Source organism: Streptomyces sp. NPDC038135 (assembly GCF_055601245.1).
The window spans coordinates 111,905-124,321 of the sequence record NZ_JBVJXS010000007.1; the positions used below are offsets into that span (position 1 = coordinate 111,905).

Genomic DNA, 12,417 nt, shown 5'->3' on the forward strand with positions numbered 1-12,417 from the left:
CAACGCACGCCTTCGCCCCGTCAGGGGGTGTCCTCCGGCTCACGCAGCCCCGACCCGGACGGCACCCCCTGCTCCTGCTCCACCCTCCCGGTCAGGGTGATCAGGCTGTTGCGCACGGAGTCCATGTGCGTCTGGACCTCGTCCCACATCTCGCTGTGCTCGCGCAGCACCCGCTCGGTCTCCTGGGCGATGCGCTTCTCCTCCGTGTGCGCCTCGTCGACGATCTCGACGGCACGCACCCGCGCCTGCTCCTCGCAGCGGCGCGCGGCCTCCTCGGCTTCGACGAGCGCCCGCTCCGCCTCGGCGACCCGGGCCTCGGCGGCGGCGATCCGCTCGGCCTGACAGGCCTCCAGCGCGACCAGCCGCTCGGCCTCCTCACGCTCCACGGCCGCCAGCCGCTCCGCCTGCTCCGCCGCCTGCTCGGCGGCGAGTCCGTCGATGCGCTCGCGCACCTCGCGCAGCGCGGCGAGCGCCTCCCCGCGCCGCTCCTTCACCCCGCGCCGCGCGCCGATCCGCAGCTCGTCGGCCTCGGCGCGCGCGGCGAGCACGAGCCGGCGGGCGTGCTCCACTGCCTCGGCGCGCGACGCGTCCGCCGCCTCCCGGGCCGCCTGGTGCACGTCCAGGGCGTACGCCTCGGCCTCCGCGATCTCCTCCTGCGCCGCCCGCCGCGCCTCCTCCCGGACCTCCTCCGCCTCCCGCAGCACCAGTCGGTACAGCTGCGCCGCGCGCTCCCCCAGCGACTCGTACGTCTGCGGCACCAGTTCCCCGACCGCCTCCCGCAGCCGCGCCGCCTCCGCCTCCATGTCCTTGGCGAGCACGGTCAGCCGCGCGGCGCGCTCCCATGCGGCGTCCCGGTCCTGCGACAGCGCCTCCAGGTACGCGTCGACCTGGTCGGGGCGGTAGCCGCGCCCCCGGACGGTCTCGATGCCGTACGGCGTCGCCGATGCGCTGCTCACCCTGGGAGCCCCTCTCCGCCGGACATACACGACATAATGATTTAGCGCATATCCTGCTAGACCAGGCCTGAGTGTTCATAACACGACACTCCGCAGAGATGTCACGGTCGAAATCGCCCCCGGCGACGCGCCCGGGAAAAAAATCGTGCCCTCCACGCACACGCGTGAAGGGCACGAGAGGAGCGGGCCTCAGCGGGCGCGGGCTACAACAGCCCGTCCCACATCTGCTCCAGCAGCACCGACCACCAGCTCTCCGGCGACCCCAGCGCCGCCGGGTCCAGCGCGGCAAGCTGCGCCTGGAAGTCCACCGTCCAGCGGCCCGCCTGCTCCTGGTTCAGCCCGTGCCTCAGCCGCCACATCCGACCCAGCAGCGCCAGGCACCGCGCGAACTCCGGCAGGCCGGTGTTCACGAACTGCGGCGGCACCGGAGCACCGCCCGGCCCGGCCTCCACCGGAACGGCCACGATGTTCGCCGTCCCGTACTGCACACACACCGCCCGGCCGAAGTCCGTGCCCATCACCAGGTACGACCCCGCGTCCGGCGCCGGCTGCACCCCGCGCTCCACCGCCAGCTCCGCCAGCGTCGGCACCGGACGGCCCGGCTGGGCCTGCGCCCAGAAGAACGGACCCAGGTCCACCGGAAGCCCGGCCACCACCAGCGTGTGCGCCACGACCGGCGGCACACCCTGCCGCGACACGGCCTGCTGCTCGAACCGGAAGACACCCGGCCCGAACGCCGCCGCCAGCTCCTGTGCGATCGCCTCCGGCGGGACGGGCGGCGCCGGCGGCACCGGCGGCAGCGGCGCCCGCACCGGCGCGGGCCGCGCCGGACCGTCGGCGACCTGATGCAGCTCACCCTGGTGCGCCAGCAACTGCCGCATGCCCTGCTGCCGGCTCGCGTGGTCGGTGCCGTACGGCGCGATGCTCGTGATCCGCGCCTGCGGCCACTGCTCCCGGATCATCCGCGCGCAGTACGCCCCCGGCAGCTCGCACGACTCCAGCTCCGTGTGCAGCTCCAGCACCTGGTCCGGCGGCACGTTCATCGCCCGCAGCTCATGGAAGATCTGCCACTCCGGATGCGGCGTGCCCGGCGCCGAACGCCGGATCAGCTGCTGCTCCGAACCGTCCTGCGCCCGGTAGCGCAGCACCGCCTGGTACCCCGGACCCACCGTCGGCTGCCCCTGCTGCGGATAGCCGTACGCCGGCGGCTGCCCCGGCAGCGGACCACCCGGCGGCGGCATCGCACCAGGCGGCGGCATCGGCTGCGGGTGCGGATGCGGCTGCGGCTGCGGCTGCGGCTGCGGCTGCGGCGGGGCCATCGGCGCCGGAACGCCGGGGGCGCCCGGCGGCATCCCGGGCGGACCGGGCACCGGCGGCGGGGGCGGCGGCGCTCCCGGACCGCCCACGGGCGGCGCCGCCAGCACGGTCTCCGCGTGGTGCACCGCACCACGGCCACCGCCCGGGGCACCGGGAGCGGCGGGCGCGCCGGGAACACCGGGAGCGCCCGGAGGCTGCGGGGCGCCGGGAGCGGGAGGCATCGGCATGCCCGGGGTGGCCAGCACCGTGGCCGCGTGGGGAGCGTCGCCCGGCGGCGTACCCGGCGCACCGGGCGGCTGAGGAGCACCCGGAGCACCGGGGCCCTCCGGGCCGAGCGCCGACACGAGCTGCGTCGGCACGTACCCGCCCGCGGGCGCGCCGGGAGCGCCCGGCGCGGGCGGCGGGGGCGCACTGCCCGGACGGGCGCCCGGCGTACCCGGGGCGCCCGGCGGCGGAGGCGGCGCGCCCAGCCCGGCGCGCGGCTTGCGCGGCGGCGGCGCCGCCTTGCTCGTCGCCGCGTCCGCGATGTCCCCGGCGTTCGGCGCGAGCGGCCGCTCGCCACCGGCCGGCGGAGGCGGCGCGTCCGGCACCGCACCCGGCGCCGGCGGATAGCCGTACGTCGGCGCACTGGGAGGCGCCGCGCCCGGAGGCGGCGGAGTCGCGCCCGGCCCGGCCGGCGGCGGCGTACCCGGCGCCGCGGGGGGCTGCGGATGGCCGTAGGACGGCACACCCGCGGGCGGCGGAGGCGTGGCGCCCGGCACACCCGGCGCGGCGGGCGGGGTGCCGGGGGCGCCCGGCGCCCCCGGCCCGCCCTGCGAGTCCAGCGCCGGCGCCACCGTCGTGGACGGCAGCGCGCTGCCCCCGGACATCAGCGCCGTCTTGGCGTCCGGCGCGGCGGCCGGCGGCCGCGGCGCGTCGCCGTCCGAGTCGCTCAGCGGCGGCGCGAACACGGTCGCCGGCAACGGCACCGAACGATCCTCGCCGGAATCCGCGTTGGTGTCCGTACCCGCCCACGGCGTGGCCCCCGCGGGAGCCTCCGGCGCACCCGGCACACCAGGCGCACCGGGCGCGACCGGCCCGCCCGCGGGCCCACCCGGCGCACCCGGCGCCCCGGCCGGCCCCGCGCCCGGTGTGGCGCCCGCACCGGCGGACGGCCACGAGGCACCGCTCCCGGAGCCCGGCCCCGCGGCCGGCGCGCCCGGCACCGCGTCCGAGGGCCCCGCCGCCGGCACCCCGGCCTGCGTCTCGGCGAGCGCCCCGCCGCCCCCGCCCGAACCGGCGGCGGCAGCACCGGAGTCCGCAGCGGCCGCGGCCCCCGAGGACTCCCCCGAACGGCGATCCGGGATGCCCAGCTTGTCCGCCGCCTCCTGCAACCACTCCGGCGGACTCAGCAGGAACGACGTCTGGTTCAGGTCCACCCGGGCCGGAGCCTGCGCCGGCACCGCGTCCCGCACCTCGTCGACCCGCCCGTACTCCTCCTCGTACCGGCGGATCACCTCGCCCACCGGCAGCGCCGGCCACAGCGTCGCCTCGCCGCTGTCCCGGGCGATGACGAGCCGCTGCCCGCCCGCGTCCGACCGCGGCCCCTCGGCACGGTCCTCGCCCCACACCACGAAGCCCAGCTCGAACTCCCGCACCCGCACCTCACGATGCTGGTACGCGGGCACATCCCCGTTGATCCACTCCTCAGCGCGCTCCTGCGCCTGCGCAAAGGTCACCATCGCTCGCAGCTCACTCCCCCACCGGCACGGACGACACCGGAACGGCACGCGCGAAACCGCCGTCCACCATCAGGCTCGCCACCGTCTCCAACTCCGGCGGATCGCCCGCCAGCCGCGACAGGAACGCGTCGAAGTCGTCACCGCACGGCAGCAGCAACCGCTCCACCCGCTCCGCCGGCGACCACGACGCGTCCACGTCCCGCACGTCGTCGTACGCGCAGAACCACACCGAACCCACCCGCTCGCCGCGCACCTTCACCGCGAGCAGACCACCCTGCACGAAACCGACGCCCAGGTAATCCTTCGTCAGGTGGTCGCGCAGGCACTTGTTGACGTACACCAGGTCGTTGACCGCGGCCTCGTCCCGCACCGTGAAGAACGGCTGGTCCAGCAGCAGCCCCAGCTCGGCGTCCAGCGCGGCGCCCACCGGCGCACAACCGCCGGCCGCCTTGAGGAACGACCGGTACGCGCCCGGCAGGCGGTACCCCAGCTCCTCCTCGACGCCCTGCACCTGCGACTCCGTCACCGCCACACCCGACTTCGGCAGCCCGAAGTGCGCCGGACGCGTCTCCTGCAACGGCCGCGTACCGCGCTTGCCGTGATCCACCCGGGTCGTCGCCACCCCGCCGTGATGCCGCAACAGCGCCTTCACCTCGACCGGCACCAACTCCAGCCGCCGCGAACCCACCACGTGGTGCCACGTCCAGCCGTGCGGCGTCGCCACATCCGGCACCGTGTCCCACAACTCGTGCCCCGTCGCCGCCAACGCCGCGTTCGCCGACACGTAGTCCGTCAGCCTCAGCTCGTCGACCCCGAAACCCTCCGGCGGATCGGCGATCTCCGCCGCCGCGCGCGCGTACGCCGAGAAATCCGGGTAACCATGCTCATCGACCCGTACCCCTCTCGGGTGACGTGCCGCCCGGACCGGATCCGGGAAGTGCACGACCTGCCCGGCATAGGCCGCGTTCGGCGGCGCGGCTTGTCCCCCGGCCTGGCGGCTGGGCGGTGCCCCCAGCCCGAGCCGACCTGTCGTCATGGCGGTTGCCCCCTGAGGCGTTCTCTCTGGCCTGAACGGCGGTGTCGATCGCGGATGCCGACAGCCTAAGCGGTACGCGCACACCGGTCACCGGCCCGCCGCCCCACCCCGCCACATCCCGCCCCCACTTCCGTGACCAGCCGTCACCCCAACGTCACAGCACCACCCGACCCGGGCGTGTCGCGCCGCCCCAGCTTCCCGACGAGCCACGGCATTTGGCACTCTGTGTCCTTCGGGGGCACCCCCGGGGAGGGAAAACGCACATGAACGCGACGCAGACCGGAGGCGCCGACGTGCGGGCCGGCGACCCGCGCATCGGCTGGAGCGGCACCCCCACGCCCGCCGCCCCCACCCTCCACCACCGCCGCGACGGCATCCTCCCCACCATCGCCGCCGCCCTCTCCGTACGCGGCACCACCCTCACCGGCACCGCCGCCCGCGGCGACCAGCCACCGGTCCTGCACCCCCTCGTACAGGACTTCCTCGACACCCTCACCAGCACTCAGCGCGACCGCTTCACCGGCCGCTGCGCCGAGACCATCCTCATCTCCCGGCACATCACCGCCGCCGACGCCGCCCGCACCAAACGCGCCGCCCGCAAGCCCATGACCAACGGCGAAGCCCGCAAAGTCCTCAAGCAGGCCAAGCTCACCACCCGCCGCATACGCGAGGACGGCGACCCCCTCCACGGGAACTTCGCCACGCCCTGCCGCGCCTGCACCGCCCTGAGCGCCCACTTCGGCGTCCGCGTCGTCGACCCCACCGCCGGCGACTGAACCCACCCCACCCCGCACGGCGAGACCCACCGGAACGCCCCGCACCACCCGCACAGCACGCACGACGATCGAAGGGCAGATGCACCCCGACCGCACCTCCACCACCCGCTTCCCCGTCCCCGTCGACGCCGCCCTGCGCGCCGCCGGCTGGCAGCCCGGGCGCTGGGACATAAAGCAAGCGGAGTACTGGGCCGACACCCTGCGCGAGCACACCTCACCCGCCGGACACGAGCACACCGTCTTCCCCGCCGCCGTCGAGGCCTGGGCCGAGTTCGGCGGACTGCGCATCGCCCCCACCGGACCCGGCCGCCAGGTCGCCCCCGCGACCCTGCACCTCGACCCCCTGCACGGCCTCCACCTCGCCCGCACCCTCGGCGACCTCGGCCGCGCCCTCGGCACCGAGGTCAGCCCCCTCGGCGAGGAGACCGACACCTCCGCCCTCCTCGCCATCGACGCCGAAGGCCGCGTCTACGCCCTCGACCACACCGGCGACTGGTACCTCGGCCCCGACATCGACCAGGCCCTGACGACCCTCGTCACCGGCGCCATACCCGCCCGCCTCACCACCGCCTGACCCCACCCGGCACCGACCGGCCCGGTCGGCAACGGCGGCGCCCGTCACACCGCGGCGGCCGCGCCCCTCACACCGCCGGGATCACCGCCGACACCCGGAAACCCCCCACATCCGTCGGCCCCGACACGAACACGCCCCCCAGCGCCAGCACCCGCTCCCGCATCCCCACCAGACCGTTGCCGCCCGACGGCAACCCCGCCGCCAACGCGGAGCCCGGCTCCGGCGGCGGACCGTTCTCCACCTGCATCGCGATCTCCCCGACCCGATGCGCGAGCCGCACGTACGTCTTCGCGCCCCCCGCGTGCTTGTGCACGTTCGTCAGCGCCTCCTGCACCACCCGGTACGCCGTCTGCTCCACCTCCGCCGCATACGACCGCACCTCCCCCTCCACCGACAGATCGACCACCATCCCCGCCGCGGCCGACTGCCCCACCAGCTCCTCCAGCTCCGACAGACACGGCCCCTCCTCCTCGGCCGCCTTCGAAGCCGCCCGCACCACGGCCGCCCCCACCGCGGCCAGCGGCACCGCCGCCGCCCGCCGCCCCGCGTCCTCCCCGGCCCGCAGCACCCCGAGCATCTCCCGCAGCTCCGTCAGCGCCTGACGCCCCATGTCCCCCACCAGCGCGGCGTTCTTCACCGCCTTCTCCGGGTCCTTCCGCGCCACCGCCTGCAACGCCGCCGCATGCACCACCATCAGACTCACCCGGTGCGCGACCACGTCGTGCATCTCACGGGCGATCCGCGTCCGCTCCTCGTTGCGCGCCCACTCGGCCCGCTCCTCCGCCCGCTCCGCGAGCAACTGCAGCTCCCGCTCCAGCGAGTCCGCCCGCTCCCGCAGGCTTTCCATCAACCGGCGCCGCGCGCCCACGTACAGACCGAGCAGCACCGGCGGCGCCGTCAGACCCAGCGAGGTCGTGATCGAGGCGAACGGCACGAACCAGTCGCCCAGCGTCAGATCACCCCGCGCCATGTCCTGCCGCACCCGCACGAACGTCACGACCATCGTGCCCACCAGCGACATCCCCGCCAGCGCCACGATGATCCGCCGCGGCAGCTCGCACGCCGCCAGCGTGTACAGGCCGACGATGCCCATCAGGAAGCCCATCTGGGCCGGCGTGATCGCGATCGCGACCAGCACGACGGCGATCGGCCACTTCCTGCGCACCAGCAGGACCGAGCCGGCGATCAACCCGAACACGATCCCCACCGACACCGGGACACCCGCGTCCCGGGCGAACGGAATCCCCTCCGCCCCGCACTCCACGGCCGACACCAGCGCGAGACTCCCGTCGAGCACCGCACTGCGCCACCTGGCCCACCACCACGGGCCGGTCAGGGCCCTGGTGTGCTCTTCCCCCGTCGTGGTCATGCCCCCAGCCTACGGGCGGCGGCCATGCCATTTCCGGTGACTTTCGCCTACCGCCGCACACCACACTCCGTAATCGAATGACACCTGATCCCCCCGAGATCCCTCGAACAGCTGAACCCCATCCGTTCGACCCCGGACCCGATCATTCCGCCCGGACGGTATGCGTATGACACATTCACCCGGCAAGAGCAGCAGGTACGAGGACTTCGAAACGTTGCGGAAGCGAGCGGTCGCGCTGCGGCGGGAGGGGTACAGCCTCCGGCAGATCCGGGACGAGCTGAGGGTCTTCAACAACGACATCCTCAACCGGCTCGTGAAGGGCGAACCGCCCCCGGAATGGACGAAACGCCCGAACGCCAAGGACGACCTCCGGGAGAGGGCCCGGGAACTGCGCCTGAAGGGGTGGACGTACGACCGGATCCAGGCGGCACTGGGCTGCTCCAGGAGCTCGGTCTCGCTGTGGGTGCGGGACCTGCCGAGGCCGGCTCCGCGCTACACACCTGAGGAGCAACAGGAGCTGATGCGCGCGGGTCTGGCCCACAGATACGCAGCCGTGGACCGCGAGCGTGAAGCAACGAAGCGGGCCGCGGCCGGCTCGGTCGGCAAGCTGTCCGAACGGGATCTGTTCCTGACAGGCGTCGCTCTCTACTGGGCCGAGGGCGCGAAGGACAAGCCGTATGCCCGGCGCGAGACCGTGCAGTTCGTCAACAGCGATCCGGGCGTGATCCGGGTCTATCTCGCCTGGCTGGATCTGCTCGGCGTGGAGCCCGAGCGGCGCCGGTGCCGTCTCATGATCCACGCGACGGGTGACGTCGAGGGCGCCATCCAGTACTGGGCCGACATCGTGGGCGTGGAGGCCGACACCTTCCAGCGGACGACCATCAAGAAGCACAACCCGAAGACCGTCCGCAAGAACGTGGGCGAGAACTACCGGGGCTGTCTTGTGATCAATGTTCTGCAGGGGGCAGAGCTGTACCGTCGCATCGACGGCTGGTGGCAGGGCATCGTGAAGGGTGTCTCCGGGATCACACCACCACGCTCCTCGGGTATGGTCTGAGGCGCTGTCCCCCGTGGTGTAACTGGCAGCACACTGGTTTTTGGTACCAGCAGGACAAGGTTCGAATCCTTGCGGGGGAGCCACAGCACACACGATCCAGGTTCGGGTCCTGACCGGTGACAGTACCGTCAGGGCCCGCACTCATATCCGCCACAACGCGCCCCGGTATCCTGCGGCTGTCACCCCCACCCATCCAGAGCCGAAGGGCAACCCCGTGAGCGCCATTCGCCCGGCAGCCGTCGTCGTTCTCGCAGCGGGTGAGGGCACCCGTATGAAGTCGGCCACACCGAAGGTCCTGCACCAGATCTGCGGTCGTTCCCTCGTGGGCCATGTGCTGGCCGCCTCCCGTGAGTTGGATCCGGCGAACCTGGTCGTGGTCGTGGGGCACGCCCGTGAGCAGGTCGCCGCGCACCTCGGTGAGATCGACCCCGGCGTCCGCACGGCCGTGCAGGAGCAGCAGAACGGCACCGGGCACGCGGTGCGGATGGGTCTCGAGGAGCTGGGCGGCCCGGTCGACGGGACCGTGGTCGTGGTGTGCGGGGACACTCCGCTGCTGACCGCGGACACGCTGCGGCGGCTCGCGGAGACGCACGCCGCCGACGGCAACGCCGTGACGGTGCTGACCGCGGAGGTCCCGGACGCGACCGGTTACGGCCGGATCGTGCGCGACGAGGCGTCGGGCGCGGTGACGGCGATCGTGGAGCACAAGGACGCGTCGGACGCGCAGCGGTCGATCCGGGAGATCAACAGCGGGGTGTTCGCGTTCGACGGGCGGCTGCTGGCGGACGCGCTGAAGAAGGTGCGGACGAACAACAGCCAGGGCGAGGAGTACCTGACGGACGTGCTCGGGATCCTGCGTGAGGCGGGGCACCGGGTCGGTGCGTCGGTGGCCGGTGATCACCGGGAGATCGCGGGGATCAACAACCGGGTGCAGCTCGCGGAGGCGCGCCGGATTCTGAACGACCGTCTGCTGACGCGGGCGATGCTGGACGGTGTGACGGTGGTGGATCCGGCGTCGACGTGGGTGGACGTGACGGTGACGTTCGAGCGGGACTCGGTGGTGTATCCGAACACGCTGCTGTCGGGTGCGACGCTGATCGGCGAGGGTGCCGAGGTGGGTCCGAACAGCCGGCTCAACGACACCCGGGTGGGTGCGGGGGCGCGGGTGGACAACACGGTGTCGGACGGCGCGCGGATCGGCGCGGGGGCGTCCGTGGGGCCGTACGCGTATCTGCGGCCGGGTACGCGTCTCGGTGCGAAGGCCAAGATCGGTACGTACGTGGAGACGAAGAACTCGTCGATCGGTGAGGGGACGAAGGTTCCGCATCTGTCGTACGTGGGTGACGCGACGATCGGCGATTTCTCGAACATCGGTGCGGCGAGTGTGTTCGTGAACTACGACGGGGAGAGCAAGCACCACACGACCGTCGGCTCGCACTGCAAGACGGGGTCGGACAACATGTTTGTGGCTCCTGTCACGGTCGGGGACGGTGCTTACACCGCCGCCGGGTCCGTGATCACGAAGGATGTGCCGCCCGGTTCGCTGGCCGTGGCCCGTGGTCAGCAGCGGAATATCGAGGGTTGGGTGGCTCGCAAGCGTCCTGGGAGCGCGGCCGCGAAGGCGGCCGAGGCGGCGTCCCGGCAGGGCGCTGACGAGGACTGACGGGAAACGGGTGCGCCGAACACGGCGTACCGTGATAAGTGGACATCCGCACCCCTACCAGCTGATTCGGCCTCTCGCGCCCAGCCGAGTGGTGGCTTGGGCAGCCGGCTGGCTTTTAGAGACCTCTGAGGAGACTGTGCTGTGACCGGGATCAAGACGACCGGCGAGAAGAAGATGATGTTCTTCTCCGGCCGCGCCCACCCCGAGCTTGCCGAGGAGGTCGCCCAGCAGCTGGGTGTCGGGGTCGTCCCGACGAAGGCCTTCGACTTCGCCAACGGCGAGATCTACGTCCGTTACCAGGAGTCGGCGCGTGGCGCCGACTGCTTCCTGATCCAGAGCCACACGGCGCCGATCAACAAGTGGATCATGGAGCAGCTGATCATGATCGACGCGTTGAAGCGCGCGTCGGCCCGTTCGATCACGGTGATCGTGCCGTTCTACGGTTACGCGCGGCAGGACAAGAAGCACCGGGGCCGTGAACCGATCTCGGCGCGTCTGATCGCGGATCTGATGAAGACCGCGGGCGCGGACCGGATCCTGACCGTGGATCTGCACACGGACCAGATCCAGGGCTTCTTCGACGGTCCGGTGGACCACCTGTTCGCGCTGCCGCTGCTGGCGGACTACGTGGGCGGCAAGGTGGACCGGCAGAAGCTGACGGTCGTGTCGCCGGACGCCGGCCGGGTGCGGGTGGCGGACCGCTGGTGCGACCGGCTGGGCGCGCCGCTGGCGATCGTGCACAAGCGGCGGGACAAGGACGTGGCGAACCAGGTCACGGTGCACGAGGTCGTCGGTGATGTGAAGGGCCGGATCTGCGTCCTGGTGGACGACATGATCGACACGGGTGGCACGATCTGCGCCGCGGCGGACGCGCTGTTCGCGCATGGTGCGGAGGACGTCATCGTGACGGCTACGCACGGTGTGCTGTCGGGTCCGGCGGCGGACCGGCTGAAGAACTCGCGGGTGAGTGAGTTCGTGTTCACGAACACGCTGCCGACGCCGGGTGAGCTGGCGGGGGACCTGGACAAGATCAAGGTTCTGTCGATCGCTCCGACGATCGCGAGCGCGGTGCGTGAGGTGTTCGAGGACGGGTCGGTGACCAGCCTCTTCGACGAGCAGTGAGGTTTCTGCAGTTCGCCTTCGCGGGCTAGCTGAAGATCCTTTTGGAGGCGGCCTCCCCTGCCGAGTAGACTGCTGCAGTTGCTCGGCGAGGGAGGCCGTTCCCGTTTCCACGGGGTACGGCGATCCGTTATCGACGCGCTCTTCGTAGCAGGCCGTTCGTGGCCGGGTGACCACGTCCGTCTCTGTTTCCGAGGAGTGATCAACATGTCCGAGGTCAAGCTCACCGCCGCCACGCGCAGCGAGTTCGGCAAGGGTGCCGCCCGTCGTATCCGCCGTGAGGACAAGGTTCCCGCCGTTCTCTACGGTCACGGCTCCGACCCGCTGCACCTGACCCTTCCGGGCCACGAGCTGCTGCTGGCGCTGCGCACGCCGAACGTCCTGATCTCGCTGGACATCGACGGCAAGACCAACGAGCTGGCGATCCCGAAGTCCGTGCAGCGCGACCCGATCAAGGGCTTCCTGGAGCACGTCGACCTGCTGCTGGTCAAGCGCGGCGAGAAGGTCACGGTCGAGATCCCGGTGCAGACCGAGGGCGAGCTGGCCCCGGGCGGCAACCTGCTCGAGCACGTGCTGAACGCGCTTCCGGTCGAGGCCGAGGCCACGCACATCCCCGAGGCCGTCACCGTCTCCGTCGAGGGCCTGGAGGCCGGCGCCTCCATCCACGCCAAGGACATCACCCTGCCGTCCGGCGTGACCCTGGCCGTCGATGAGGACGCGGTCGTCCTGCAGGTCCTGGCCGCGCAGGCCGAGGAGGCCCCGGAGGGCGAGGAGACCGAGGGCGCCGAAGAGGTCGCCGAGGCCTGATCCTCGTAGTCGTCGTTTCGTC

At 72.6% G+C, this 12,417-nt stretch carries 10 protein-coding genes and 1 tRNA gene; 7 read left to right on the plus strand and 4 right to left on the minus strand.

Annotation, left to right across the window (positions count from 1 at the left end; all coding sequences use genetic code 11):
• Nucleotides 1-20: 20 nt before the first annotated feature.
• The 3 genes from ACZ7JA_RS20830 to ACZ7JA_RS20840 form a co-directional block, all read right to left on the minus strand.
• The gene (locus ACZ7JA_RS20830; RefSeq protein ID WP_351664788.1) at nucleotides 21-956 is read right to left on the minus strand and encodes a cellulose-binding protein; all 936 of its coding nucleotides are present in this window, start codon (nucleotides 954-956) and stop codon (nucleotides 21-23) included.
• A gap of 203 nt (nucleotides 957-1,159) precedes the next feature.
• A complete protein-coding gene (locus tag ACZ7JA_RS20835) occupies nucleotides 1,160-3,994 on the minus strand; it encodes an SUKH-4 family immunity protein (protein ID WP_470809648.1) in 2,835 nt (944 codons plus the stop codon).
• Nucleotides 3,995-4,004: 10 nt separating this feature from the next.
• Entirely contained in the window at nucleotides 4,005-5,030 is a 1,026-nt protein-coding gene (locus ACZ7JA_RS20840) for an SMI1/KNR4 family protein (RefSeq protein WP_470809650.1), read from the minus strand.
• 263 nt (nucleotides 5,031-5,293) lie between these two features.
• On the opposite strand from ACZ7JA_RS20840, the gene ACZ7JA_RS20845 reads away from it, so the two are divergent.
• A complete protein-coding gene (locus ACZ7JA_RS20845) occupies nucleotides 5,294-5,806 on the plus strand; it encodes a YwqJ-related putative deaminase (protein WP_389449867.1) in 513 nt (170 codons plus the stop codon).
• Nucleotides 5,807-5,885: 79 nt separating this feature from the next.
• On the plus strand, nucleotides 5,886-6,380 hold the full coding sequence (locus ACZ7JA_RS20850) for an SUKH-3 domain-containing protein (protein WP_351664796.1): 495 nt from the start codon (nucleotides 5,886-5,888) through the stop codon (nucleotides 6,378-6,380).
• A 67-nt stretch (nucleotides 6,381-6,447) separates the two neighbouring features.
• Here the strand turns inward: ACZ7JA_RS20850 and ACZ7JA_RS20855 are convergent, their stop codons facing one another.
• A complete protein-coding gene (locus ACZ7JA_RS20855) occupies nucleotides 6,448-7,749 on the minus strand; it encodes a sensor histidine kinase (RefSeq protein WP_470809652.1) in 1,302 nt (433 codons plus the stop codon).
• A gap of 166 nt (nucleotides 7,750-7,915) precedes the next feature.
• On the opposite strand from ACZ7JA_RS20855, the gene ACZ7JA_RS20860 reads away from it, so the two are divergent.
• The 5 genes from ACZ7JA_RS20860 to ACZ7JA_RS20880 all read left to right on the plus strand — a co-directional run bounded on the left by ACZ7JA_RS20860 (nucleotide 7,916) and on the right by ACZ7JA_RS20880 (nucleotide 12,395).
• Nucleotides 7,916-8,806: a hypothetical protein gene (locus tag ACZ7JA_RS20860; protein ID WP_470809654.1), complete on the plus strand. Its 891-nt coding sequence runs from the start codon at nucleotides 7,916-7,918 to the stop codon at nucleotides 8,804-8,806.
• Nucleotides 8,807-8,813: 7 nt separating this feature from the next.
• Nucleotides 8,814-8,889 (plus strand) — tRNA-Gln (locus tag ACZ7JA_RS20865).
• 131 nt (nucleotides 8,890-9,020) lie between these two features.
• Entirely contained in the window at nucleotides 9,021-10,469 is a 1,449-nt protein-coding gene (gene glmU / locus ACZ7JA_RS20870) for a bifunctional UDP-N-acetylglucosamine diphosphorylase/glucosamine-1-phosphate N-acetyltransferase GlmU (protein ID WP_351664802.1), read from the plus strand.
• 141 nt (nucleotides 10,470-10,610) lie between these two features.
• Entirely contained in the window at nucleotides 10,611-11,591 is a 981-nt protein-coding gene (locus ACZ7JA_RS20875) for a ribose-phosphate diphosphokinase (RefSeq protein ID WP_351664804.1), read from the plus strand.
• A 204-nt stretch (nucleotides 11,592-11,795) separates the two neighbouring features.
• A complete protein-coding gene (locus ACZ7JA_RS20880) occupies nucleotides 11,796-12,395 on the plus strand; it encodes a 50S ribosomal protein L25/general stress protein Ctc (RefSeq protein ID WP_351664806.1) in 600 nt (199 codons plus the stop codon).
• Nucleotides 12,396-12,417 lie beyond the last annotated feature (22 nt).